Raw genomic sequence first — 25273 nt, forward strand, 5'->3', positions numbered from 1 at the left:
TTTGGAATGCTTTCGTCCAATCTGCCCTATATTAATACATTGCAAGACGGCGCATGGCTTCCTTCACTTTATCCTTGTTTAACATATAAAACTTCTCCATCGGTGGACTGATCGGCATAGCTGGTACATCAGGAGCACATAGGCGCTCAATCGGTGCATCCAGCTCGAACAGACATTCCTCATTAATAATAGCCGATACCTCGGCACCGATGCCGCCCGTTTTGTTGTCCTCATGCACGATTAATACTTTACCCGTATGTCGTGCAGCCTCAACAATGGCTTCGCGGTCCAGCGGTTGGAGTGTGCGTAAATCCACAACCTGTGCAGTAATGCCCTCTTCCTTCTCCAATTCCTCAGCAGCCTGCATGACAAAATGCAAAGGCTGGCTATAACCGATGACCGTAATATCGTCACCCTCACGTAATAGATTAGCCTTGCCAATCGGAACGATATAATCATCCTCAGGCACTTCGCCCTTGATCAGCTTGTAGGATTTTTTATTTTCAAAAAATAGCACTGGATCAGGGTCACGAATGGCTGCTTTCAGCAATCCTTTTGCGTCATAAGGTGTAAATGGAGCAACAATTTTCAAACCCGGCGTACCAAAAAAGATAGATTCTGGACACTGAGAGTGATACAAACCGCCAAAGATCCCTCCACCGATTGGTGCGCGAATTACAACAGGACAGTTCCAATCGTTGTTAGAGCGGTAGCGGATTTTAGCTGCTTCACTAATAATCTGATTCGTCGCCGGAAGCATGAAGTCCGAATATTGCATTTCAGCAATCGGCTTCATTCCGTACATGGCTGCACCAATCGCTACCCCGGCAATAGCCGACTCAGCCAATGGCGTATCCATGACACGTTGCTCACCGAATTGGTCCATCAGTCCCTTTGTCGTTGTAAAGACACCGCCCTTCACCCCAACATCCTCACCTAATACAAAAACTGTTTCATCCTGCTCCATCTCTTCTTTCATCGCAAGACGAATCGCATCAATATATTCCATAATCGCCATCGTTACAGGCCCTCCCCATCGCTATCTGCATACACATGCAGCAGCGTATCTTCGGGCTTTGGAAAAGGCGCATTATCTGCATATTCAATCGCTTCCTTGATTTCGAGCAGCAGCTCAGCCGACAGATCCGCATCCTTGGCCTCATCCCAAATGCCGCATTCAATCAAGTAGCTTTTCATACGGGCTACGCCATCCTTGGCCCAATTCTCATCCACTTCCTCCTTGGTTCGGTAAGCCAGATCATTATCCGAGGTGGAGTGAGGAGACAGACGGTACATCATGGCTTCGATCAACGTAGGACCTTCACCACGGACAGCACGTTCCCGTGCTTCTTTCACCGCCGCATATACGGCCAACGCATCATTACCATCGACTCGAATCCCTGGGAATCCATATCCCAATGCACGGTCGCTTACCTTGCCAGCCAACTGTTTATGAATCGGAACCGATATCGCATATTGATTGTTCTCGCACATAATGATGACTGGCAGCTTCTGTACACCAGCAAAGTTACAGCCCTCGTGAAAATCTCCCTGATTGCTGGAGCCTTCCCCAAACGTAACAAATGATACAAAATCCTTTTTCTGCATTTTGGCAGCCAAAGCTACACCCACTGCATGCGGAACCTGTGTCGTTACTGGGCTGGAGCCTGTCACAATACGTAGCCGTTTACTACCAAAATGACCTGGCATCTGGCGACCACCGCTATTGGGATCATCTGCCTTAGCAAATGCCGACAGCATCAGTTCGCGCGGCGTCATTCCTACCGCAAGCACGAATCCATAATCCCGATAATAGGGAAGAAAATAGTCCTTTTCCCGGTCAAGGCCGAAAGCTGCACCTACTTGTGCCGCCTCCTGTCCAATGCCAGAAACGTGGAAATTAATTTTCCCTGCCCGTTGCAGGAGCATGTTGCGCTCGTCAAATCTTCTTGCGAGCAACATATATCTGTACATATCAATAACTTGTCCGTGAGTAAGTCCCAGCTGCTCATGTCTGAAGCCAGCGTCTACAGCGCCTTTAGAACTCATTGAGGCACCTCCTTAAGTGTCAAACATCCTACTTCCAGTACCTAGTACCATCTTGTCTTAAAACCTGGTACTAAACTCTGGCTAACCCCATTATAATCCTTTTCTGCCCAAAAAGAAAAGCACCGATTTATTTGAAAGGTCTATATGCCAATCGCCTGTCCATCAACGGCCAACATCGCTTCTCCCAAAATCTCCGACAACGTCGGATGCGGGTGAATAAGCTGTCCGACTTCCCACGGCGTAGCATCCAGCAGTTGCGCAAGAGCGGCCTCGCTGATCAGATCCGTCACATGCGTACCGATCATATGTACACCGAGAATATCATGGGTCTTCTCGTCGGCCACTACTTTGACGAAGCCGTCCCGACTGCCGTATACTAGCGATTTTCCGATAGCTTGAAAAGGAAATTTCCCTGTCTTCACCTGATGTCCACGCTCACGGGCTTCTTGCTCCGTTAAGCCGACACTCGCGGCTTCAGGCCGTGTATAAATACACCGCGGAATCAGATGGTTAGGTACACTGTGAAACTCTTCGCCCGCCAGATGATGAACCGCCTGCAAACCTTCATGGCTTGCCGCATGCGCCAGTTGTAAGCCGCCGATACAATCTCCAATGGCGTAAATATGTGGCTCATTCGTCTGCAAATGCTCATTAACCGAGATAAAGCCATGCTCTACGCGGATATCCGTATTTTCCAGCCCGATATTTTCCACATTGGCCTGACGCCCTACAGAAATGAGCAATTTGGAAGCGCTGAGGGTTTCGGTTTCTTCCCCTTTTTGCACGTCAATCTGTACGCCTTCCTCATCTTTGCCGTATGTTTTAGCCAGCACTTGTGAACCCGTCAGCACCTTGACACCACGCTTGGTTAACAAGCGCTGCATTTCACGCGAAACGTCTTCGTCTTCCGTGGGGATGAGGCGATTCGCGGCTTCAACCACCGTAACCTCTACGCCAAAATCATTTAGCATGGAAGCCCACTCCACGCCAATCACACCACCGCCCACGATAATCAGGGATGCGGGTAGCTCCTCCATCGTTAACGCTTCGTCACTGCTCAGAATAAATTCGCCATCTGGCTCTAGCCCGGACAGCACACGCGGGCGTGATCCCGTTGCAATAATGAGATGTGCAGGAACAATCGTCTCCATCTCGCCATCTTCTAATTCCACAGCAACTGCCCCGCTTTTTGGAGAAAATATAGACGGCCCAATCACGCGTCCCTTACCGCTCAGCACCGTAATTTTATTTTTACGCATCAAAAATTGAACGCCCTGATGCAACTGCTCCACAACGGCTTCCTTACGCTCCTGAACCTTGGGAAATACAAGCTGTGCTCCCGATGTCTCAATACCGTATTGTGCACTTTCCTTAATTGTCGCATATACTTCCGCACTGCGCAGCAAGGCCTTACTCGGAATGCAACCACGGTGCAGACAGGTTCCGCCAAGCTTGTCCTTTTCGATGATAACCACTTCTTTGCCAAGCTGGGCGGCACGAATAGCTGCTACATACCCCCCGGTTCCTCCACCCAAAATAGCGACATCACAATGTATAGTCATGTTTCTCCTCCATTAACAATTGATTATATATAGCTTATTGTACTCTCTTTATTTCACTGTACAAAATATAGCGTTTAGGCATAGGCTACAAAAAAGTTAACCATTTAATCCAGATCTCTTTCCATATCATTCATACAGCGCATCTCGTAATTTGGTAGACATCCTTGGACTTTGTGCTGATTTGGCTCGCAGCGCCTTGCGAAATGATTCATTTTGCTTGCGCAGAAAGTTCAGCTCTGTCTCCAGCTCAGTGATGAGTTCTAGAGCTTGCGGGCTGATCAGTCCTTGCTCCAGTAATGCTCCTTTTTTGGCACTATAATCCGTATTTTTTTCGTCCATGCCTTTCACTCTTCCCTTCATTCCACTACGCTTCACCATATCATGCCCGCGGCGGCAGAGCAATGACGACCACATTTACGTTTTAGGAATGGACATACAAAAACATGTCGAAAATCAATATATTTTCTCTAGTCTGTATACGGCTGGTTATGGTAATCTATAATGGCGTTTTCTTTCGGAGAAGAAGATTAACAGTGTTATGTACATGTTAGAGAGAGGGGAATTCGCTTTGCCTACAGGACGAATTACGATTATTACAGGCCCCATGTTCAGTGAAAAATCCGGCGAATTGATTCGCCGCTGTCAAAAACTAATCCAATACGGGCATCGTAAAGTGGTCGCTTACAAACCCGCTGAAGATAATCGTTATGCCGAGGACGAAATAGTAAGCCGGATCGGATATCGGCTGCCCGCTATCTCTATCCCCAGAAAACTCACAGATGAGCTCGTTCAGCGTATTTTGCAAGAAACACAAGATGCCGACGTGGTTGCCTTTGACGAAGTCCAGTTTTTCAGTCGTCATATTATGTCGCTCGTACAAGAGCTAGCTTATTGCGGCAAGCATGTCATTGCCGATGGGCTGAATCTGGATTACCGAGGCAAGGAATTCGGCTATGTCGGTGGTCTGCTCGCCATGGCGGATGACATCGAGAAGCTGACTTCCTTTTGCGCTGTATGTGGCAGCTCGGAAGCAGTATTTACGCAACGTATGGTAAATGGTAAACCTTCCACTGTGGGACCTATTGTGATGATCGGCGACTCTGAGGCTTATGAGCCTCGTTGTCGAAATTGCTTTATACCTCCTCATAAAGTGAACTGCGATTAGTAGACAGATGGATCGACAAACTGCAATATGCCTACGTGAGTATCAGTGACTTTTTTCTTGCATTTTTTTGGAACGATTCGAATCATTCCCCCGTATATCCGGTTAAGCTGTACAAGTTTTTAGTCTTCGTTTGTATATCATGACCATGAGATTATATGGGGGGAAGGAATAATGAGTTTCTTTAACAAAATCTTAGCAAGCGCAGGAATCGGTTCAGCTAAAGTCGATACGCTGGTGGATCAAGCCGTATATGTGCCTGGGGAAGAACTTAGTGGCGTCATGCGCATCAAAGGCGGCAAAATTGATCAGGAAATCGGCAAAATTGACATCGAGCTCAAGACTGAATATATCGTGGAGCACGATGATAAAAAAACTACCACCACCTGCTGCATTGCACGAATTAAGGTATCTGACGGCTTTCATCTAGAGCAAGGACAAGAGCTTGAAATTCCTTTTTCCTTCAGATTGCCGTTGGAAACTCCTGTTACTCACGCCAAACAGCCCGTCTGGCTGGAAACAGCATTAGATATTGGCATGGCTTTGGACCCGACCGATCGTGATTCACTCAAAATTGAGCCACATCCCTATATGAATACAGTGTTTGAGGCGGTTCACCTGTTGGGTTTCCGATTCCGCTCCTCCTCATGCGAACGTCACCCCAAGCTTGGACGCAGTGTTCCATTCGTGCAGGAGTTTGAATTTACGCCCGGCTCGGAATATGCACGGGATATCGAGGAACTAGAGTTGGTTATGCAGTTGGAACCCGAGGGTGTGCATGTGCTTGTAGAAGTAGACCGCAGGGGCAGAGGGTTGTCTGGTTGGCTGGAGAGTGCCTTTGATATGGATGAGCGTCATGCCTGGTTGAGCTTAAGCCGGGAAGAGCTATCCTATGGACCAGATCACATAGCAGATGCGCTTGAGGAATTAATTGACAGGCAACTTAGATAACAATGTAGAACATAGGCAAAAAACTCCTAACCAATTACTACATGGGTTGGGAGTTTTTATTAGTTTAAGAATTCTCTTAATGATGGTCCTCAACAGTCTGTATAGACTAAAGTGGCAACATATCTTGTCTTTCCGCCTTATGTTTACACTCTTTGCAGACCCCATACAGCGATCCATTGTCATCCGCATAGAAGGTTAATTTCTCTTCTTTTTTACAAAAGGAACATTTTTGCTTGCCAGTGCCCTGGATTGAGTCAGACAGTCCAAATCCAGTTTGGGCCTGAATACCTGCTGCTTTTGTATTCACGCGTGAACCGGAAGACCCTTTAGACTTAGATTCATTTCCAGTGCGGGATTGTCGAGCAGACTTACGAGGACGAAATTCAACGACATTACTGCCCCGCTGTTCATTCACTTGTTTGTTGCTGCTGCGATTACGCCTTGCTTTAACAATCAAACCCAATGCCACCAACAACACGCCGAAGAACACCCAAGTCAGACTATTCCACATGCTCTCATCCCCGCCTTTGCTTTAGAATCAATTGGGTTAATACCACTAGCCCGTTCAATGCGATGACTTAGCCTATAGTTTTATTCATTAAAATATACCCGTGTGTACAGCCTCTGTGCTGTTCATCCAATGCCTACCCACATAAAAACCGTACCCTCCACTACAACATCCGACTCGCCTCTTAGCAAGAAATTGAGCATGTTAGGTAAATCATCTTCTCCTGAGGAGTACATTGACCGTTTTACAAATTGTACATCATCCTTTTGAAAAACGATAATATCTACTCTAGGGAAATCGTTCTCTTATCAAAATGCTTATCTACTGCTCAATGGTGAGAACAAGAACAAAAATGCCTCAGATGGCTACATTACTCCCCTTGATAATAAAAATCAATGAATCTTTTCGTCAACGGATTAAACTTATCAAAGCGTTTGCGATGCGGTAAAAAACCTGACTTATGTACTTGTTCAGCTAGTGTTTCTACATGTTCAAATCGCTTGAAAAAAGGCAACGCGAAAGTGTAGATATCTTCAATAATCTCTTGGATCACGCGCTCTCTTTCTGCTTCTGTGGACACAAGGTAATCCCTGTTTCCCGTATATTTCTTAGTCAGAGCAATCAACTCACTCTGAAAACAAGCCCCCGTACTATACTTCTTTTTTATTTTTTTGGATTCCACGATAATATAAACTTTTAATGCACCATATTTAGTCGCACCAAAATAAATTTCAAATATAAATTCCTTGGTGTCTTTTTTCAAAACTTTTCTGCTTTTCAGATACTTAAAATCATTCAAAAATGGTGTGGCTATGATTTTATCTATCGCTAACTGACGTAGGTCACTTGCTTTAAGTTCAGTCTTATTGTCCATGATGTCACTCCAACCCAAAGAATTTCCCACCATTATATCATATCGTTCCAATTACAGGCTCTTCTTATCTCCACTCTTTAATTGCAATGTATTAATAAAAAACAGAAAAAAGCCGCTCACAATAGAGCAGCTATTCCTCTGAGACATAAAAAGCAGTATATGAATTATACTTTGAATTTACCAATTTGTCCTTGCAGATCTTCTGCCATTTTGGACAGGTTTCTTGCAGAGGAAGCAATTTCCTCCATCGATGCCAGTTGTTCTTGAGTCGCAGCAGACACGTGCTGTGTCCCGGCTGCAGCCTCCTCAGCAATTGCTGAAATTTGTTTAACAAAGCCAACAATCTCATCGGTACTTGCAGACATTTGTTCCGATCCAGCAGAGACCTCTTCAATTTCACTGGCCACTTTATTTACGGTTTCCTGAATGAGTTCAAAGGATGCGCCTGCATTTTGTACAACTTCACGACCTGTCATGACATCCTTCCCGTTGGACGCTACCGCCTCAATAGCATGGGTAGTATCCTTTTGAATCAATCCCACAAGCTCCGTAATTTGTTGAGCAGAATGAGCCGATTGTTCAGCCAACTTGCGAACTTCGCCTGCAACTACAGCAAATCCGCGACCATGTTCTCCTGCACGTGCCGCTTCAATCGCAGCATTCAAGGCAAGAAGGTTGGTCTGACTAGAAATATTGGTGATAACATCAATGATCTTGCCAATTTCGTCTGAGCGCTCTCCCAATCCAGCCATGAGATCTGCCAATCCATTCATAGAATCATTCACGGCATTCATCTGCGTAACTGCCTGTTGAATCATCTGGTTACCTTCAGCCGATTTATGGGCCGCATCTTGCGCAGATGCAAATACATTTTGCGCACGGATGGCGATTTGCTCAACACCGATAGACATTTCCTCAATAGCTTGGGACGATTTCGTCACCATATGCACCTGGTCTCCTGTTCCAGTAGCTACTTCTTGCACCGTTTCGGTTATTTGTGCAGAAGCTTGGCTATTTTGCTCTGCGCTGGCCGTCAATTCTTCTGAGGAAGTGGTTACCAGCTCAGTCGTCTTACTCACAGATTGAATCAGTTCACGAAGGTTCTCAACCATGACATTGAAAGAATGTGCCAACGTACTGATTTCGTCCTTGCCCTTCACAATGATAGCTTCACTTGTAAGATCACCCGATGCGATACTTTCAGCAGCACGACTGATTCGCAAGATAGGTTTAGAAATAATTTGGGCTATGATGATTGCCATGATCAATGCTAATATAACGGCTGCAACGCTCAAAACGATGACCAGTTGTCTACCTGAAATAAAGTTGTCAACCGCTTCTTTCGTAGTTTGTTTAGATCCATCTGCATTCAATTTAATGAGCTGACTGATCATATCGTTTGAACTATACCATAACTTATAGGACTCTTGATGAAGGATGCTTGATTGAGTGTAATCATTAGCTTTACCCGCTTCAATCACTTCTGGCAACTTAGCCAAATACTCCGTATAATTTTTGGAGAATTCTTCATACATTTCGCGTTCTTTAGGGGTAGCAATTAATTTTTCGTATGTTTTTCGGCCGTCCTCAACCTTTTTTAGAACCTTATCAAATTCGGCCTGAACCTTCTCCATTTCCTCCGCGTCGCGTTCTACAATAATGTTTAATGAGATCCGCTCTACATCAGATATATCACCATTTAGTGTTCCCAGGATAGTCACACTTGGCATCCAATGGCTATCTATTTCCATCGAAGTGTCGCCTAAATTTTTCATTTTTGAGATAGATGTTGTACTAATGACAATCAATAATATTATTACCGCAAGAAAACCCAATATCAATTTTGTTCGAATGTTAAATTTCATATATTCGCTCCTCAGTTCTCTTTATATTAGATACTATATCGACAAGAAACGACACATAGTTTATATCAAAATTAAAGAGAATTTCAGAACTGTCTACAAAAGGAAAATTTTTCTTTGTGATGGTTAGCGGAACTAATTCAGGTTTATATTATATACCTCTTGTAGAGTATTATGTTTTATAATTCCCAACAATTGTACCGTCATATATAGCAAGAGAGATGCTGCAAATCTTTATTCACTTATTGCATCAAACTTCTAAGTTTAAAAAAAAGATACCCAAAACGGGTATCTCTTTATGTTTTACTTCCTAGCAATCACCATAAATCGTTCTGAATTTGTCCTTATTCCTATTTCGGTTTGGTTTTCCAAAATAAATTGTTGGAGTATTTGAAAATCAATTTCTTTTTCTCCGAAGTTAGGAACTATTGGAGTGTATTTCAAGAGAAATATTAAGTCTGCAGGAGTCTGATAATATTCGGTTGCATTGAATTCAAATGACTGTATGTCGTTAAAGCCCGCATCACTTAATTCCGTAATATATTTAGCTTTTAACGAGTCTTTCTTAGCACCCCATGCCTGTCCTCTTCCAAACGCTTCTTTAATATTTAATTTGTCGTTTTCGCTTACTTGCTGTGTCAGGAACATACCACCCTTTACTAACACCTTTTCTATTTCTTTTGCATAAAAACATGAGTGTCGAGAAGAGATTACATTAAAGAAGTTCTCAGGAAAATTTAGATTTTCAGCACCCATCTGGAGAAAACGAACATTTGCTATGTCTGATTCAGCAGAATTCTTGGTTGCTGTTTCAATCATTCCGGTGGAATGGTCAATCCCAACTAGAAGTAATGCAGAATCTGCTATTGATAAAATGGCTTCCCCGCCGCCAGTACCGATGTCAAGCAATATGTCCGACTTCTTGCATGTCTTCGCTACTTCATTGTAGAAGTCCCATTTTACGCCTTTGGAGATACATTTCACGTTACTGAAATCCCATCCGTTGATTTTTCCAATCTTATCATAAAACTCTTTATACTCTATTGAATTCATTTACTTTTCACCTTCCAAATAAGGATAAAAGCTACGGGCTAGCAGACCGATATTCAAAATTTTAGTTTGTTTAGTCAAAAGGATAGACTCCCCCCTTGACGGCTGGTACGCGTTTTTTTCCAACCCGGAAACTAAATACTTCGAACAGTACGGAAAGACATCCGATTCACCTCATTTGAAAGATTGTTTTAATTATAAAAAATACCGCTCCTTTACTGGTGTCTGGAAGAACCAATAAAAAGGCGGTATTAGTTGTCCACTATTCAGAAGTATATCGGTATCGGGACGGCTGTTGTGGAGATTCGTAGCCGTCCCTACAATTATCATTGATAAACGTCAAAACCCAAGAATTCCTTGCTTCATCAATCATTCTGGCCCTTTCAGGACACCTTGTTCTCAATTCTCAGCTTATCTGCCACCATCGCTATGAACTCTGAATTGGTTGGTTTGGACTTACTGATATTAATGGTGTAACCGAACAGGTGTGAAATGCTGTCGATATTTCCGCGGGTCCATGCTACCTCGATAGCATGACGAATGGCGCGTTCTACGCGAGATGCCGTCGTTTTGAACTTTTCGGCAATTGCCGGATATAATGTTTTGGTGATGGCTCCTAAAATTTCGATATTATTGTACACCATCGTAATGGCTTCACGTAAATATTGATAGCCCTTGATGTGAGCTGGTACACCAATTTCATGTATGATGGCCGTGATACTGGCATCCAGGTTTTTTGTCTTACCCATAGGTACAACGTTGGACCGCATGGATGAAATGGTCACCGGACTGCTGTTAACTAACTGAGGTCCCACCAATTGGCGAACACGGTTAGCCAGCACTTCCATGTCAAACGGCTTCAAAATATAATAAGATGCCCCGAGCTGTACGGCCCTCTGTGTAATATTTTCTTGACCGAATGCAGTCAGCATAATGATTTTCGGCTGTGGAGTCAGGTTCATTTCTCTCAAACGCTCCAATACACCCAGACCATCCAGATGAGGCATAATAATATCCAAAATAAGTACATCAGGTATGTTGCGGGATTCTGCGATGCGTTGGAGCACTTCTTCGCCGTTATAGGCGATTCCTGTAACTTCCATATCCTCCTGATCGGAAATATATTCAGCAAGCAAATTCGTAAATTCCCGGTTGTCATCAGCCAACAATACCTCAATTTTTTGCAATGTACTTCCTCCTCATTGAGTGATATTCCATTGTGATATCTGTTTACAGTATATAAATATTTCTTGTCGGAGTATATGATTTCGACATCGAATTATGAATTCCTTCTGTCGAAAATTATTTTTATTTATTTTTTTTATAGTTTCTATTATAATTGATTCTTTATCTTGCAATTATGAGCTATTCCCCTGCTTTTCGACAAAAAAATCTTAAGGCCACTAGCTCGCCTTAAGATTAGAAGATGATTTTAAGCTTACGTTATTCTGCATGATTCCTGCATCGCGCAGCATCCATTCGATAAAACAACCGTAACCTGATTTAGGATCATTCACAAATACATGTGTTACAGCCCCGATAAGCTTACCATTTTGGATGATCGGACTACCGCTCATTCCTTGCACGATTCCCCCGGTCTTATCCAACAGCTTTGGATCTACAATACGAATCACAAGTCCTTTGGTTGCCGGTTTGTCCTGCTGAGAAATGTGTACAATTTCCGCCTGAAACCGCTGAATTTGTTGCCCTTCCAGTACAGTCAAAATTTCTGCAGGTCCTTCCTTTACTTCATTCGCAAGAGCCACCGGAATAGGAGTCGAATACAATCCATATTGCGGCTCATCTGACATTTTCCCAAAGATTCCGAAATTCGTATTTCGTTCAATATTTCCTAATACCCGATGATCTTTGAGAAAATGAGCGCGTTTTTCTCCTGGTTCCCCACTTTGGCTTTTCGCAATTGATGTCACATTGGACTGCACAATCTCTCCGCTTCCCACGACAATAGGGGTTTGGGTATTCATATCGGTAATTACGTGGCCCAAGGCCCCGTATACACCTTGGTCTGGTGCGTAAAACGTTAATGTACCTACACCTGCAGCCGAGTCCCTAATATACAACCCAAGCCGCCATGCTTTATCATCCTGATCATATGCTGGTGTTAACTTGGTGGAAATGGTCTGCTCACCTCGACAAAGCGTAATGTCGAGCGCCTTTTTATTCTTACCTGCTTCGTCTACTACTTCAGCAACCCTTGCCAGGCTATTGAGTGGTTTGCCGTTCATGTGTGTAATCCGATCCCCTAGGCGAATCCCCGCTGTTTCACCAGGTGATACCTTACGATCATTACTTTCCTGAATGATATGGTGACCGACGACAAGCACTCCTGAAGATTTTACTTTAACCCCAATCGTCTGCCCTCCCGGGTATACTTTTAAATCGGGAATTACACTTTCTTGGGTTGTCCTCACGCTTTTAGAACCGAACAAATCCAAAGAAGCTTGTGGAGGCAGCGCTGCTTGCACATGCTGAGCGTTACCGATAGAACACATAAGAAAAACAAGCAAAAGACCGAGCAATTTGATCCTGGAGTAAAAATTCAATGGCTGTCACGCTCCCTTTGCTTCTTTCGCTTGACGAGTAAAGGTGGTCGCCAATTGCGTACCTATAAGGTAACCTTGCCCCCAGGCTTTTATAACTGTTAAACATTACGCCGGCCGCTCTTTTCAGGCTTTCTTTCCTTCCGCCAAATTCAGCATTTCCTGTGCGTGATGCAATGTTTTTTCGGTAATTTCCACACCGCCCAGCATCCGTGCCAATTCTTTAACACGCCCGTCCTCCGTAAGTCCCTCAATTTGAGTCATGGTCCGTCCGTCATGAACATTTTTCTCAATAAGGTACTGATGATCTGCCATACATGCCACCTGTGGCAAATGAGTAATGGAGAACACCTGACAAACGGAAGATAAACGATATAGCTTCTCGGCAATGGATTGAGCTGCACGACCACTCACCCCAGTATCCACCTCGTCAAAAATGAGTACTGGAATTTGATCATGACGCGCAAAAATACTTTTCATCGCCAACATGATACGTGATAGCTCACCGCCTGAAGCGATCTTACCAAGTGGACGTAATGGCTCACCTGGATTAGGGGAAATAAGAAATTCAGCATTATCAATGCCCTGCTTGGTAGGTCTTACCTTCAGACCTTTGTACTCATATCCGCGTGGATCTTCAATTGGATCAATGCGCACCTTGAGTGACGTTCTTTCCATCTGTAGGTCTTTTAACTCCTGCTCCACTTGCTCTGCAAGCTCTTCAGCGCAAATTTCACGTGCTTCTGTAAGCTCTTCCGAAATCTCAAGCAAATCGGACAGCAACTCGTCCCGTTTTGCAATGAGCTGCTCCAGCCGCTCATCTTTATTTTCCAGCAGATCGGTTTCCTGCTCAATACGGCTATAGTATTCCAAAATCTGCTCTATACTATCACCATATTTTCGCTGTAATCCGGTAATTTGATTCAAACGTTGTTCCACTTCATGCAGCTTGCCTGGATTAAATTCAATATCCTCACGATAAGAACGTAATTGGAATGCTGCGTCCTCCAACTGGTAAAAAGCAGACTGAATCTGCTCTGCAATGGGCTGAAGGCTTTTGCTGTCATAGTTTTGGACATCGTTCAATCTGGACAACACGTTATTGATCGTATCCAGTCCACCTCTGCCGCTTAAGAGTTCGTATGCTCCTGATATCCCATCCATCATTTTCTCACTATGGGATAGCTTGACCCGTTCTTCTGCCAATAATTCATCTTCTCCCAATTTCAACTCCGCCGCAGCGATCTCTTCTAGTTGAAATCGGTACATATCCAAAAGCTGATAAGCCTTTTGACTGGAGCTTTGCAGTTCTCTTACTTCTTTTTCCGCTTTGACAAAAGCATTGTAACGCTCCCGATAAAGCGTTTTGACCGGACCGATCACCGAATCACCGAACGTATCCAGCAGCGCCAGATGGCGATCTGCACGTAGCAGGCTTTGATGCTCATGCTGCCCGTGTATATTGACGAGTTGTTCACCTACCTCACGCAGCATCGTTAAATTAACCATCTGGCCGTTAATTCGAGAAGAGCTTTTTCCCTGAACCGTAAGTTCACGACGAATTAGCAAATGCTCCTCCGCATTAGCCTTAATCCCTTGTTCCTCAAGTGTATTCCAAACGGGATGTTTTACTGGCAGTTCAAACAAGGCTTCCATCTCTGCTTTATCACAACCGTAACGTACTAAATCAGCAGAGCCCCTACCGCCTGCAATTAGCCCAAGCGCATCGATAATAATGGATTTACCAGCACCTGTTTCCCCGCTCAACACATGAAACCCTTTATAAAAATGAACATCGACGGCCTCTACGACCGCCAAATTCCGTATAGACAAAGTGACCAGCATCGTTCTTTCACCTCTATGATGTACAAATTAAAACGCCTAATATGCGTAGCCATTATAATTAGGAAATGTAGCCCATAAGACGATTCACGATAGCTTCGCTGTTTTCTTCCGATCGGCAAATAATCAAAATGGTGTCATCTCCGCTAATCGTACCCATAATTTCGGACCATTCAATATTGTCCAATAAAGCAGCAATCGAGTTGGCTGTTCCCGGCAGACACTTCATCACAATCAGATTGGTTGTGTAGTCAATATGCAAAAAGTTATCAACCAACGTACGTTTCAGTTTCTGGGCTGGATTGTAGCGCTGATCTGAAGGCATCGAATATTTATATCTGCCATCGTCCATTGGGACCTTGATGAGCAGTAGCTCCTTGATATCACGCGATACGGTCGCCTGTGTGACCTGAAAACCAGCCTTACGCAATGCTTCAACCAGATCATCCTGCGTCTCAATCTCATGTTGTGAAATAATTTCCCTAATTTTAATATGTCGTTGACCCTTCATATAATCCTCCTATGGATTAACCTTCATATTCCTCTTCTTCGAGGTCTTCCACTAATGTAATAAGGCGAATACTTCGCTCGTCCGTATCAACGTACAATACACCCGCGCAACCCGGATAGAGCAATAAATACGGCATGAGCCTGTCCCTTAAATCAGGACCACTCCACTCCATTGGTTTCTTGCGGCGTGACGTTTTGACCATATATGTCGAACCGTTTCGTACAGCCACGTAGTCTATAAACAAACGGCTATACACGGTATGTCCGTTCACTTTAAAAGCAAGCGGTATTTTCATCTTCCCGCCCACTACTTCATATCCTGCTTCTTCGAGTAGGTGTGTGGCAGGTCCTTCGTCCAAGTCCTCGTTAATCGGTATCGTCTTTAGCACAAGCGGCTCTGGCTCCTTCAACCAGGCACGTAGGCTATACAAAGCCCATATTCCTAATATCACCCCGATCACAGCGATGATAACCGTATCATATCTTGTGTCCATGGACCGATCACCTCATGGACATATTCTAGGACAAGATGTAAAATCCCTTTTCCTTTGTACATCTCATTATAGGCGAACGTGAGTTCTATAATCAATCCCTCACACCAAAAAGAGGTTCCCTTAAGTTCACAGAACTCATGGAGAACCCCTGAATGTTACTTACGCGATGGACCATTATTAAAAGTCTGACCTGCTTCCTGAACGGTACGTTCAATCAGTGGTCTGAAATCCATCTTCTCCAACTGCGATTCTGCAGCAGGAAACCCATCCAAACGCCAATGCGCTAAAAATTCAATATTGCCTTCTCCACCTGTAATAGGTGAATAAGCCAAACCTTGCAGCGTAAGTCCAAGCTCATGTGCAAACATCAGAATGGTCTGCAACACTTCTTTATGCGTAGCAGGATCACGGACCACACCGGATTTTCCGACCTTTTCGCGTCCAGCTTCGAATTGCGGCTTGATTAGAGCTACAATATCAGCAGGTTGATGCAACAAGGCAAGCAACGGGGGCAAAATAATACGTAATGAAATAAAGGAAACGTCAATACTAGCAAAATTCGGCACGGAACCATTCAAATCCGCGGGTGTCATATATCTGAAATTCGTTTTCTCCATTACGCATACTCGTTCATCATTACGAAGCGACCAATCCAGCTGGTTATAACCCACATCAATGGCGTATACGTATTCAGCTCCATGCTGAAGCGCACAATCCGTAAAACCTCCAGTGGACGAGCCAATATCCAGCATTGTCCTGCCCTTCATATCCAGCTCAAATTGACGGATGGCCTTCTCCAGCTTCAATCCTCCACGGCTTACATACGGATGCACCGAACCCTTAACTTTAAGCTCGCTGGCGCGTGGTACCTTCATCCCCGCCTTCTCGATCCGTTCGCTGTCCGCCAGCACTAGCCCAGCCATAATCGCAGCTTTAGCTTTTTCACGGCTTTCAAAAAAGCCTTGTTCTACAAGTAATACATCAATGCGTTCCTTCGGAACAGACATGTTAATCTCCCTTTAGGCAGCCAGGCTGCTCTTGTCATACTTTTTATAAACGTCATGGTCTTCACTTCAAGTTACCCTATACAGATTGTCCCATGCCATATGCTGGCTCAGCAGCCCATTTACGCAACTTTAAGCATACATCTTCAATGGTGAGACCTACTTCAGCACGCTGCTCTTTGATGGAGCCATGCTCCACGAACAGATCGGGAATCCCCATTAGGCGCACCTGTGCCTCTTGTATTTCGGCTTTAGCGTAAAATTCCAGTACAGCGCTACCCAAGCTTCCTGCTTCAGAAGCTTCTTCCAATACGATCAGCTTCGTATGCTGACGAGCCAGCTCACGCAACATATCCTCGTCCAAAGGTTTCAGGAAACGAGCATTCACGACGCCCACTTGCAAACCTTCCCGTTTCATCGCCTCCGCAGCCTCTGTCGCCACCTGGAGCATCGGTCCTGATGCAATTACAGCAAAGCCCTCACCCTTACGCAGGAGCTCCCAACTGCCGATGGGAATAGCCTGTAATTCTTTATCCAACGGCACGCCAACCACATTAACACGTGGGTAACGATAAGCAATTGGACCATCTTCATAGTCGAGCGCTGTTTTCATCATATGACGTAGCTCGTTCTCATCCTTTGGCATCATAAGCACAAGATTGGGGATATGACGTAAGAATGCCACATCAAACACGCCATGATGAGTTTCCCCGTCAGCCCCAACAAAACCTGCACGGTCAATCGCGAACATTACGTTCGCATTATGACGACAGATATCATGCACAATCTGGTCATAAGCACGCTGCATAAAAGTGGAGTACACCGCAAACACCGGCTTCATCCCTTCCATTGCCAACGCAGCACACATGGTAGCTGCATGCTGTTCAGCAATGCCGACGTCAATCATACGGCTAGGAAACTCTTTACTAAACGGTACCAAACCTGATCCGCCAGGCATAGCGGGTGTGACCGCAACGATGCGCTCATCCTGCTCAGCCAGCTCAATCAACGTTCGACCGAAAATTTCCGTATACATCGGATTACCTACAGCTTTGAGTACCTGACCCGATTCAATTTTGTAGGGACTGATTCCATGCCATTTGTGTGAATCTGCTTCCGCAGGTTTATAGCCCTTGCCCTTGGTGGTTACGACATGCACCAATACAGGGCCAGTGACATTATCAGCCTGCTGGAAGGTTTCGATTAGCTTCGGCAAATCATGTCCGTCCACTGGACCGAGATACGTAAGTCCCAGCTCTTCAAACAGTACACCAGGCACCATCATATATTTAAGACTGTCCTTGACACGGCCAGCCGATTTGGCAAGTTTACCGCCGATCGCGGGTATTTTTTTCAGCAAAACTTCCAGCTCATCTTTTGCCCGCAAATAATGGCGGTCCGAGCGGATTTTACTCAAATAATTATGCATGGCCCCTACATTAGGTGCTATGGACATTTCGTTGTCATTCAGAATTACCATTAAATTTTTGCGCTCATGTCCGATATGATTCAACGCTTCGAAGGCCATCCCCCCAGTCAGCGCGCCGTCTCCGATCATTGCAATGACTTTATTGTCCTCGCCCTTCAAATCTCGAGCCAAAGCCATTCCCATTGCGGCCGACAGAGAAGTGCTGCTATGACCGGCTTCCCAAACATCATGCTCGCTCTCACTTCTTTTTACAAAACCACAAAGTCCATCACGCTGACGAAGTGTATCAAAACGGTCCATTCGCCCTGTCAATATTTTGTGTACGTAGGCTTGGTGCCCAACGTCATAAATCATCTTGTCCTTCGGACTGTTATAGCAATAATGCAGGGCGATCGTGAGCTCAACCACTCCCAGATTCGATGCCAGATGCCCCCCAGTCACGGACAGCTTCTCAATCAAAAAGCTCCTGATTTCCTCGGCTAGAGAAGTCAACTCCTCAACCGACAGTGATTTCAGATCGCCTGGTTGCTTTATGTGTGGAAGCAGCACGCATATCTCCCCGCTTTCCTTCAAGTTTGTGAGTAAAGTTAACAAGTATTATATCACACTTTTTGACTGTGCTTAAACGCAGACAAGTCAAAACAGCTCCAACGCAACTAATGATCACGCTTCATCAGGTAATCGGCTATCTCCAGCAAACGAGAAGAATCGGGAATACCACTCTCTATTATCACTCTTTTAGCAGATGCGGTGAGTTCCTCTACCTGCTGCAAAGATGCGTCCATACCAATGAAATACGGATAGGTGACCTTCTCTTGTTCAACATCACTTTGCGTTTTCTTACCCATTTTACTCTCATCGCCTATGAGGTCCAGTATATCGTCCTGTATCTGAAAAGCCAGCCCCAAGTCTCGTCCAAAGCGGCGAAGCGCCTCTAATTGACCCTTGTCCGCCCCACCAATCCGTCCACCTGCCAAGAGCGAGAAAATAATCAAATCAGCAGTTTTATGAAGATGGATATATTCCAGTTCCTCGATCCCCGTCATTCCTTGCTCGCCTGACATATCGGCGACCTGTCCGCCTACCATGCCCCGCGCGCCACTCATTTCGGACAAATCCTCAACTATGGACAATAGCGAATCAGACGAAACACCGTGACGCCGTCCTGCTTGCACAATACTGTAAAAGGCATGGGTCAACAAAGCATCACCCGCAAGGACGGCAACCGCCTCGCCGTATACCTTATGATTCGTCAGCTTACCTCGCCGATAGTCATCATCATCCATGGCTGGCAAGTCGTCATGAATGAGGGAGTACGTATGTACCATTTCTACCGCACATGCCACTGGCAGCGCAGCTTCCCTGCTTCCACCGAATGCTTCAGCAGCAGCGATCACAAGCAGAGGCCGCAGCCGTTTTCCGCCTGCGGTGAGTGAATAATTCATGGATTCTCGAAGAACATCGGGAATGTCCCAATCGGCCGGGAATTGCTCGGTCAGTGCGGACGAAACCGCATCCGTCGTCCCGGTCAAATATTCCTTGAACGACGGTCTATTCAAGTCCTTCACCGCCGTTTTCATCCAGTCCCCCACCAAAAGGCTTCTTGCGCAAATCTCCATCCTCTTCGACGATCATTTCAATTTTACGTTCAACCTGCTCCAGCTTCTGACTGCAAAGTTGAGACAACTTCATCCCTCGCTGGAACAAATCAATGGCTTGCTCCAGAGGAACGTCTCCATGCTCCAGTTGTCCGACAATTTCTTCAAGAGCAGCCATAGCCGCTTCAAAATTCAATTCCGTTTCATTCGCCACCGTGCTTCGCGTCCTCCTTCATTCCCCATACTTGGCAGTCCAACTGCCCATCACTCACTTTAATCTTGATGGAATCTCCCGGCTGTACGTCTTTGAGCGACTTAATCAGCCGTTTTTCCTGCTCATCGTATACCAAGCTATAGCCTCGGGCCATGACTTTGAGTGGGCTCAGCGCATCCAGTTGACGAATTCCCGTGTGCAACTGCTGCCGTCCCGTTTTCGTAATAGCACGCATCGCAGACTCCAGCTGACGTTGCGCCATATCCGTCTGCTTGCGTGCTGAACGAATTTGTTCACGCGGATTAAACCGTTCTAGTACCTGACGCATACGTGCGTTCTTTTCTGCGTTCAAACGAGAACGGTTACGCGCTGCGCGGATTAGACGCTGATGCAGCATGTCCATTCGCTCTGCATGCTGTAGCATATAGCGGCGTGGGTGCAGCAGGACTGGTGAACGCTGAAGCCTCGCCAAGCGTACACGGCTGGTTTCCAGCCGCTGCCGGAGGGCGTTACGCAACCGTTGCTCCCGCTGGAGCAGCTGATCCCGTAGCTCTGCCTGATTAGGCACGGCCAACTCGGCTGCTGCGGTTGGCGTTGCCGCACGTAAGTCAGCCACAAAATCGGCAATGGTAAAATCCGTTTCGTGTCCAACTGCCGAAATAACCGGAATGACCGATGCGTAAATGGCGCGCGCAACCGCTTCCTCATTAAACGCCCACAGTTCTTCCAACGAGCCACCTCCCCGTCCGACAATCATCACCTGAACCTCTTGCATACGATTCATAGTTTCAATTGCCTTGACGATCGAGGGGGCGGCACCTTTTCCTTGTACAAGCACAGGATACAACACAATTCCAGCCTGCGGGTATCGCCGTTGAAGTGTCGTAATAATATCACGCACAGCCGCTCCAGTCGGTGACGTAATCACGCCAATGGTTACTGGATGGGCAGGGAGGTTACGCTTACGAGCAGTATCAAACAGTCCCTCTGCATCCAGCTTTTGCTTGAGCTGCTCGTAAGCTAAATAAAGGCTTCCTATACCATCAGGCTGCATTTGAGTCGCATAAAACTGATATTGTCCATCTCGTTCGTACACGGATACGTTTCCCCGGGCAATAACACGCGTACCTTCTTTCGGTACGAAAGGGAGCCGCTGATTATGGGTTGCAAACATAATCGAACGTATGCGGCTCCCCTCATCCTTGAGCGTAAAGTACATGTGACCACTTGAATGATGCGTAAAATTAGAAATTTCCCCGCGTATCCATACATCAGACAGCACCTGATCCGACTCCAATTTCATCCGGATATAACGATTCAGGTCCTTTATAGAGTAAATACGTTGTTCAGCCACAGGCAGCTGTCCTTATGCCAAACCGTGCGACCGCTTGGCCGCTACGAGCGTATTTTGCATCAGCATCGTAATTGTCATCGGCCCTACTCCGCCGGGAACAGGCGTAATCGGACCAGACACTTGCTTCACGCTCTCAAAATCAACGTCCCCCGCCAGCTTTCCGTTCTCCAGACGGTTCATCCCTACATCTATCACTACCGCTCCGGGCTTCACGAACGAAGCATCAATAAAGTTGGCTTTGCCGATCGCAACGACTAAGATATCTGCTTGTCGACTTAGGTCCGCAATATTCGCTGTACGGGAGTGGCACATCGTAACCGTAGCATTTTCACGCTGCAACAATAAAGACACTGGCTTGCCCACGATATTACTGCGACCAATAACTACCGCATGTTTACCGGCTATCTCCACTCCAGCACGCTTAATTAACTCAATGACTCCAGCAGGAGTACAAGGCAATAGACTATCGTCACCGATGACCAAATTCCCTACGTTCACCGGATGGAATCCATCCACATCCTTCTCCACTGCAATCGCGTCAATGACAGCTTTTTCATGAATATGCTTTGGCAACGGCAGTTGCACCAAAATTCCATGGATGGTACTTTGATGGTTCAGCTTGTTTACCAGTTCCAGTAATGCTTCCTGCGAAGTATCTGCTGCCAACCGATGAACCTCGGAGTAATAGCCGAGATCATGGCATGCCTTTTCCTTGTTTTTAACATACACTTGCGAAGCGGGATCTTCGCCTACCAATACAACAGCCAGTCCGGGTTGAAAGCTGTGCTCTTTCAGACGAATGACCTCTTGCTGAATGCTTGCGCGAATATCCTGAGAGATTTGTTTACCATCAATGATCGGTGCTGACATGTTTTACCACTCTCCAACCTGATTCAGTAGTCTCTACTTAAAAACGTGCTTTCAATTGCTCCAGTTCTTGTATCACTCGTCCCAGTACACCATTAACAAATTTACCGGATTCCTCGGTACCAAAGTGCTTCGACAACTCAATCGCTTCATTAACAGCTACCTTGGCTGGAACATCCTCACGGAAAATCATCTCATATGCCGCAAGCCTTAAAATTTGACGATCTACACGTGAAAGTCTGCTGATCTGCCAGCCTTTAAGATAATCCACCAGCAGCCCATCAATGGCTTCCTTGTGCTCCCACGTACCCCGCACATGCTCCAAGACATACGCTCTTAACACTGCTGCATTTTTAACGACAACTTCCGCTTCGTTTTCCTCAGCGGCTTCCTGAAGCAACATGTCCACGGCTGCTGCCGCATCCACTTCATTCATTTCCATATGGTACATACTCTGTACCGCTAATTCCCTCGCCAGACGTCTTTTCATGCCCTGCCTCCTACGCTTGCCTATATCTATTTTTCATTCTAACCAATTTCCACAAAAAAACCTGTGAACGCATCCTCCAAAACGTTGGGCGCAAAGAAGCTACAGCTCTATTTTGGAGAACACGTATCACAGGGTTCATTTAAAAGGACGCCAACGTTGCGACAACCAATCGCCCCATTCCTTCCAAGGGAGGAATGAACCGAGCGCTGAATCGCTACGTCTTCCTAGCGTATATCCGATGAACACCATCAATGCAAAGAACAACATATTCCAAAAGCCTGCCCACAAATAAATAAAACCGAAAAAAATACCAGCCGTGATCCCCATGATCCGGCCCTTGTAACTTCCCCATATTTCTTTCCAGGGCATCAGGGAAAATCACCTCTATTCCACACGACTCTTAAAGCTGGGTGACTGAGAAACATTAGCGATGTACACCGATACATTGGACACAGGAATTCCTGTAATTTCTTCCACATGATCGTGTACCCCCTTTTGTACCTCGGAGGTTAACACCGGAATGGAGCTTTCCCCGTCTACAACCGCCCGAATCGTAATATCAAGTCCCGAATCCAACACACGAACGCGTGCTTTCAAATCCTGCATCCCGCGAAATCGGGAAGCTGCTTTGAGGCACAGATTTTCAATGGTATCCACTGAAATCTGAATGTCACCGTATTCCGTTCGTTGATCAATAGAATGCTGTACGGTTTGGTTCCGTCGAATAGAGATATAAAAAAAACGAAGACTCAATAACAACAGAACCCCTGCAATAATCAGGCTGGTAAACCACACTACTCGCTCATCCTCAATACTTAAAACATACGGAATGGCCCCGCTCAGGAGGAGGATGGCGAGAATGGAAATAATTCCGATACTTAAGCTGTACAAGAACAGCAGAAGTCTGTCCATAACTTTAGCCACGAAACGCACAGCCTCCTTAAATTAGAGTAAACCCTCGACCCATAAGGGTCGGGGGTTTGTACAAAGTATCGCTCTATTTAACCCGTCCGGCGCCCAGCACTTCCGGCTCTTCTACTTTATCGGCATTTTTGAATTGAACATCATGAATTTGCACGTTCACTTCAACAACGTTAAGACCTGTCATGTTCTCAATCGAACGCTTAACATTATGCTGAATAGCAGCAGCCACCTCAGGCAGACGGTTACCGTACTCAATAATGACGGAGACGTCTACAGCAGCTTCACGCTGTCCGACTTCCACTTTTACACCTTTAGATAAATTTTTGCGGCCTAGCAGTTCGGCAAACCCACCAGCAAATCCGCCACTCATTCCCGCAACGCCCGGTACCTCAACGGTAGCCAGTCCGGCAATGACTTCAATAACTTCTGGGGCAATTTGAATCTCCCCAATTTCTGTACGTTCGAATTCGGTTGGCACTGTGCTCATACCTTCAACACCTTTCGGTCAAAATAAGTTTCATTCCAGCTTTGGATTTCAAAGCAGACATGCTCACTTATTATCCATACTATATCATTTGGCGTTCATTATGACAAACGGAGGAAATATACCGATTAAACTTCGTTTTCCTCCAAAAATTTAATATCAAAATCGCCTTTAATAAAGGTCGGATGCTCTAGCAAGCGCTGATGAAAAGAAATCGTTGTGGGTATGCCCTCAATAGCAAACTCAGTCAAAGCCCGCTTCATTTTGGCAATTGCATCCTGCCGTGTAGGTGCCCACACAATCAGCTTGGCGATCATAGAGTCATAATAAGGAGGAATGCTATAACCTGGATATACTGCACTGTCTACCCGTACCCCAGGACCGCCTGGAGGCAGATAAAATCCGATTTTACCCGGTGCAGGCATAAAATTACGATCCGGATCCTCAGCGTTAATACGGCACTCTATCGCCCAACCATTGATGGTGACTTCTTCCTGCGTAAAGGAAAGCGGATGCCCTTCAGCGACAGAAATCATTTCCTTAATCAGGTCTACACCGGTAATCATTTCTGTTACGGGATGTTCTACCTGAATACGTGTATTCATTTCCATGAAATAGAAATTGTTGTCCGGGCCGAGCAAAAATTCGAGAGTACCTGCACCAGAGTATTGAACGGCCAAAGCTGCACGAACAGCTGCCTGACCCATTTCTTCACGGACATCCTGTGAAAGTACAGGACATGGTGCTTCCTCCAACAACTTCTGACGACGACGCTGCACAGAGCAGTCCCGTTCGCCCAAATGGGCAACATTACCATGCTTGTCCGCTATGATTTGTATTTCCACATGTTTCATACCGGTCAAATATTTTTCTAGGTACACACCCGCATTGCCAAATGCCTTTTGCGCCTCCTGCTGAGCAGTAGTGATTTGCTGAATGAGGTTATCCTCATCTTCGGCGATACGAATACCTTTACCTCCGCCACCTGCTGTGGCCTTGATAATTACCGGATATCCGATATCACGTGCGATGCCGATCGCATCCTGCAAATCCTCAACCAGCCCGTCTGAACCCGGAATAACCGGAACTCCGGCATCCTTCATGGTCTGCTTGGCAACGGCTTTATCTCCCATTTTGTTAATGGCTTCAGGAGAAGGACCAATAAACGTAATATTACACGATTCGCAAATTTCAGCGAAGTCTGCGTTTTCCGCCAAAAATCCGTAACCTGGATGAATGGCATCACATTCAGTCAATGTAGCAACGCTCATCAGATTCGTAAAATTAAGGTAGCTGTCCTTAGATAGCGTCGGTCCGATACAGTAAGCCTCATCTGCGAGACGCACATGTAACGAATCCTTGTCAGCTTCCGAATATACAGCAACTGTCGAAATATTCATTTCGCGGCAAGCGCGAATGATACGAACCGCAATTTCTCCACGATTCGCAATCAATACTTTTTGAAATGTCATGACTTTATCCTC

At 45.6% G+C, this 25273-nt stretch carries 26 protein-coding genes; 2 read left to right on the top strand and 24 right to left on the bottom strand.

The window, feature by feature from the left end; all coding sequences use genetic code 11:
• Nucleotides 1–31: 31 nt before the first annotated feature.
• From NSS94_RS14640 to NSS94_RS14655, 4 genes are all read right to left on the bottom strand, one after another.
• Complete coding sequence (locus NSS94_RS14640) at nt 32–1018, bottom strand: alpha-ketoacid dehydrogenase subunit beta (RefSeq protein WP_029517282.1); 987 nt, start codon at nt 1016–1018, stop codon at nt 32–34.
• A 2-nt stretch (nt 1019–1020) separates the two neighbouring features.
• Nucleotides 1021–2049, bottom strand: coding sequence for a thiamine pyrophosphate-dependent dehydrogenase E1 component subunit alpha (locus tag NSS94_RS14645; RefSeq protein ID WP_029517281.1), 1029 nt, complete (start codon nt 2047–2049; stop codon nt 1021–1023).
• Between the two features lie 140 nt (nt 2050–2189).
• Nucleotides 2190–3611: a dihydrolipoyl dehydrogenase gene (gene lpdA / locus NSS94_RS14650; protein WP_069012719.1), complete on the bottom strand. Its 1422-nt coding sequence runs from the start codon at nt 3609–3611 to the stop codon at nt 2190–2192.
• A 126-nt stretch (nt 3612–3737) separates the two neighbouring features.
• Nucleotides 3738–3971, bottom strand: a complete 234-nt coding sequence (locus NSS94_RS14655) for a hypothetical protein (protein ID WP_013310799.1) — start codon at nt 3969–3971, stop codon at nt 3738–3740.
• Between the two features lie 208 nt (nt 3972–4179).
• Between NSS94_RS14655 and NSS94_RS14660 the strand changes: the two genes are divergently transcribed.
• Both NSS94_RS14660 and NSS94_RS14665 read left to right on the top strand, forming a co-directional pair.
• Complete coding sequence (locus NSS94_RS14660; protein WP_029517279.1) at nt 4180–4776, top strand: thymidine kinase; 597 nt, start codon at nt 4180–4182, stop codon at nt 4774–4776.
• Between the two features lie 171 nt (nt 4777–4947).
• Nucleotides 4948–5724: a sporulation protein gene (locus NSS94_RS14665; RefSeq protein WP_029517278.1), complete on the top strand. Its 777-nt coding sequence runs from the start codon at nt 4948–4950 to the stop codon at nt 5722–5724.
• 106 nt (nt 5725–5830) lie between these two features.
• On the opposite strand, the gene NSS94_RS14670 is transcribed toward NSS94_RS14665, so the two are convergent.
• From NSS94_RS14670 to accC, 20 genes are all read right to left on the bottom strand, one after another.
• Nucleotides 5831–6235, bottom strand: coding sequence for a hypothetical protein (locus tag NSS94_RS14670; protein WP_029517277.1), 405 nt, complete (start codon nt 6233–6235; stop codon nt 5831–5833).
• Nucleotides 6236–6602: 367 nt separating this feature from the next.
• The gene (locus tag NSS94_RS14675) at nt 6603–7136 is read right to left on the bottom strand and encodes a hypothetical protein (RefSeq protein WP_341039553.1); all 534 of its coding nucleotides are present in this window, start codon (nt 7134–7136) and stop codon (nt 6603–6605) included.
• A 134-nt stretch (nt 7137–7270) separates the two neighbouring features.
• Nucleotides 7271–8971, bottom strand: coding sequence for a methyl-accepting chemotaxis protein (locus NSS94_RS14680; protein ID WP_029517275.1), 1701 nt, complete (start codon nt 8969–8971; stop codon nt 7271–7273).
• A 300-nt stretch (nt 8972–9271) separates the two neighbouring features.
• Nucleotides 9272–10021 carry a class I SAM-dependent methyltransferase gene (locus NSS94_RS14685; protein WP_029517274.1) on the bottom strand — a complete coding sequence of 250 codons (750 nt, stop codon included), beginning with the start codon at nt 10019–10021 and terminating at the stop codon, nt 9272–9274.
• A 380-nt stretch (nt 10022–10401) separates the two neighbouring features.
• Complete coding sequence (gene spo0A, locus NSS94_RS14690; RefSeq protein WP_029517271.1) at nt 10402–11205, bottom strand: sporulation transcription factor Spo0A; 804 nt, start codon at nt 11203–11205, stop codon at nt 10402–10404.
• 216 nt (nt 11206–11421) lie between these two features.
• On the bottom strand, nt 11422–12582 hold the full coding sequence (spoIVB, locus tag NSS94_RS14695) for a SpoIVB peptidase (RefSeq protein ID WP_069012724.1): 1161 nt from the start codon (nt 12580–12582) through the stop codon (nt 11422–11424).
• 123 nt (nt 12583–12705) lie between these two features.
• Nucleotides 12706–14424 (bottom strand): DNA repair protein RecN, encoded by a 1719-nt coding sequence (gene recN / locus NSS94_RS14700; RefSeq protein WP_029517269.1) that lies wholly within the window; start codon nt 14422–14424, stop codon nt 12706–12708.
• 58 nt (nt 14425–14482) lie between these two features.
• Nucleotides 14483–14932 (bottom strand): transcriptional regulator AhrC/ArgR, encoded by a 450-nt coding sequence (ahrC, locus tag NSS94_RS14705; protein WP_013310809.1) that lies wholly within the window; start codon nt 14930–14932, stop codon nt 14483–14485.
• Between the two features lie 16 nt (nt 14933–14948).
• Complete coding sequence (locus NSS94_RS14710; protein WP_029517268.1) at nt 14949–15425, bottom strand: hypothetical protein; 477 nt, start codon at nt 15423–15425, stop codon at nt 14949–14951.
• 155 nt (nt 15426–15580) lie between these two features.
• Nucleotides 15581–16432 carry a TlyA family RNA methyltransferase gene (locus NSS94_RS14715; protein WP_029517267.1) on the bottom strand — a complete coding sequence of 284 codons (852 nt, stop codon included), beginning with the start codon at nt 16430–16432 and terminating at the stop codon, nt 15581–15583.
• 76 nt (nt 16433–16508) lie between these two features.
• On the bottom strand, nt 16509–18407 hold the full coding sequence (dxs, locus tag NSS94_RS14720) for a 1-deoxy-D-xylulose-5-phosphate synthase (protein ID WP_318627127.1): 1899 nt from the start codon (nt 18405–18407) through the stop codon (nt 16509–16511).
• Between the two features lie 107 nt (nt 18408–18514).
• Nucleotides 18515–19438: a polyprenyl synthetase family protein gene (locus NSS94_RS14725; protein ID WP_069012726.1), complete on the bottom strand. Its 924-nt coding sequence runs from the start codon at nt 19436–19438 to the stop codon at nt 18515–18517.
• Nucleotides 19410–19670: an exodeoxyribonuclease VII small subunit gene (gene xseB / locus NSS94_RS14730; protein WP_013310814.1), complete on the bottom strand. Its 261-nt coding sequence runs from the start codon at nt 19668–19670 to the stop codon at nt 19410–19412. Before xseB ends, NSS94_RS14725 begins: the two co-directional genes overlap by 29 nt.
• Nucleotides 19660–20973: an exodeoxyribonuclease VII large subunit gene (gene xseA / locus NSS94_RS14735; RefSeq protein WP_238437765.1), complete on the bottom strand. Its 1314-nt coding sequence runs from the start codon at nt 20971–20973 to the stop codon at nt 19660–19662. The genes xseB and xseA overlap by 11 nt, the downstream gene beginning before the upstream one ends.
• Before the next feature lie 63 nt (nt 20974–21036).
• The gene (gene folD / locus NSS94_RS14740) at nt 21037–21894 is read right to left on the bottom strand and encodes a bifunctional methylenetetrahydrofolate dehydrogenase/methenyltetrahydrofolate cyclohydrolase FolD (RefSeq protein WP_029517261.1); all 858 of its coding nucleotides are present in this window, start codon (nt 21892–21894) and stop codon (nt 21037–21039) included.
• 37 nt (nt 21895–21931) lie between these two features.
• A complete protein-coding gene (nusB, locus tag NSS94_RS14745; RefSeq protein ID WP_013310817.1) occupies nt 21932–22381 on the bottom strand; it encodes a transcription antitermination factor NusB in 450 nt (149 codons plus the stop codon).
• A 135-nt stretch (nt 22382–22516) separates the two neighbouring features.
• A complete protein-coding gene (locus NSS94_RS14750) occupies nt 22517–22750 on the bottom strand; it encodes a DUF2273 domain-containing protein (protein ID WP_023989248.1) in 234 nt (77 codons plus the stop codon).
• Between the two features lie 15 nt (nt 22751–22765).
• Nucleotides 22766–23305: an alkaline shock response membrane anchor protein AmaP gene (gene amaP, locus NSS94_RS14755; RefSeq protein ID WP_029517260.1), complete on the bottom strand. Its 540-nt coding sequence runs from the start codon at nt 23303–23305 to the stop codon at nt 22766–22768.
• 73 nt (nt 23306–23378) lie between these two features.
• The gene (locus NSS94_RS14760) at nt 23379–23792 is read right to left on the bottom strand and encodes an Asp23/Gls24 family envelope stress response protein (protein WP_029517259.1); all 414 of its coding nucleotides are present in this window, start codon (nt 23790–23792) and stop codon (nt 23379–23381) included.
• A 125-nt stretch (nt 23793–23917) separates the two neighbouring features.
• Nucleotides 23918–25261 (bottom strand): acetyl-CoA carboxylase biotin carboxylase subunit, encoded by a 1344-nt coding sequence (accC, locus tag NSS94_RS14765; protein WP_029517258.1) that lies wholly within the window; start codon nt 25259–25261, stop codon nt 23918–23920.
• Nucleotides 25262–25273 lie beyond the last annotated feature (12 nt).

It is taken from the genome of Paenibacillus sp. FSL L8-0644 (genome assembly GCF_038008165.1).
GTDB classification, from domain to species: domain Bacteria; phylum Bacillota; class Bacilli; order Paenibacillales; family Paenibacillaceae; genus Paenibacillus; species Paenibacillus polymyxa_D.

Coding starts and splice junctions, on each gene's coding strand:
- NSS94_RS14640 (WP_029517282.1), bottom strand. CDS start 1,018: ATGGCGATTATGGAATATATTGATGCGATTCGTCTTGCGATGAAAGAA.
- NSS94_RS14645 (WP_029517281.1), bottom strand. CDS start 2,049: ATGAGTTCTAAAGGCGCTGTAGACGCTGGCTTCAGACATGAGCAGCTG.
- lpdA (WP_069012719.1), bottom strand. CDS start 3,611: ATGACTATACATTGTGATGTCGCTATTTTGGGTGGAGGAACCGGGGGG.
- NSS94_RS14655 (WP_013310799.1), bottom strand. CDS start 3,971: ATGAAGGGAAGAGTGAAAGGCATGGACGAAAAAAATACGGATTATAGT.
- NSS94_RS14665 (WP_029517278.1), top strand. CDS start 4,948: ATGAGTTTCTTTAACAAAATCTTAGCAAGCGCAGGAATCGGTTCAGCT.
- NSS94_RS14670 (WP_029517277.1), bottom strand. CDS start 6,235: ATGTGGAATAGTCTGACTTGGGTGTTCTTCGGCGTGTTGTTGGTGGCA.
- NSS94_RS14680 (WP_029517275.1), bottom strand. CDS start 8,971: ATGAAATTTAACATTCGAACAAAATTGATATTGGGTTTTCTTGCGGTA.
- NSS94_RS14685 (WP_029517274.1), bottom strand. CDS start 10,021: ATGAATTCAATAGAGTATAAAGAGTTTTATGATAAGATTGGAAAAATC.
- recN (WP_029517269.1), bottom strand. CDS start 14,424: ATGCTGGTCACTTTGTCTATACGGAATTTGGCGGTCGTAGAGGCCGTC.
- ahrC (WP_013310809.1), bottom strand. CDS start 14,932: ATGAAGGGTCAACGACATATTAAAATTAGGGAAATTATTTCACAACAT.
- NSS94_RS14710 (WP_029517268.1), bottom strand. CDS start 15,425: ATGGACACAAGATATGATACGGTTATCATCGCTGTGATCGGGGTGATA.
- NSS94_RS14715 (WP_029517267.1), bottom strand. CDS start 16,432: ATGTCTGTTCCGAAGGAACGCATTGATGTATTACTTGTAGAACAAGGC.
- NSS94_RS14725 (WP_069012726.1), bottom strand. CDS start 19,438: ATGAAAACGGCGGTGAAGGACTTGAATAGACCGTCGTTCAAGGAATAT.
- xseA (WP_238437765.1), bottom strand. CDS start 20,973: ATGAAATTGGAGTCGGATCAGGTGCTGTCTGATGTATGGATACGCGGG.
- folD (WP_029517261.1), bottom strand. CDS start 21,894: ATGTCAGCACCGATCATTGATGGTAAACAAATCTCTCAGGATATTCGC.
- nusB (WP_013310817.1), bottom strand. CDS start 22,381: ATGAAAAGACGTCTGGCGAGGGAATTAGCGGTACAGAGTATGTACCAT.
- NSS94_RS14750 (WP_023989248.1), bottom strand. CDS start 22,750: ATGCCCTGGAAAGAAATATGGGGAAGTTACAAGGGCCGGATCATGGGG.
- NSS94_RS14760 (WP_029517259.1), bottom strand. CDS start 23,792: ATGAGCACAGTGCCAACCGAATTCGAACGTACAGAAATTGGGGAGATT.
- accC (WP_029517258.1), bottom strand. CDS start 25,261: ATGACATTTCAAAAAGTATTGATTGCGAATCGTGGAGAAATTGCGGTT.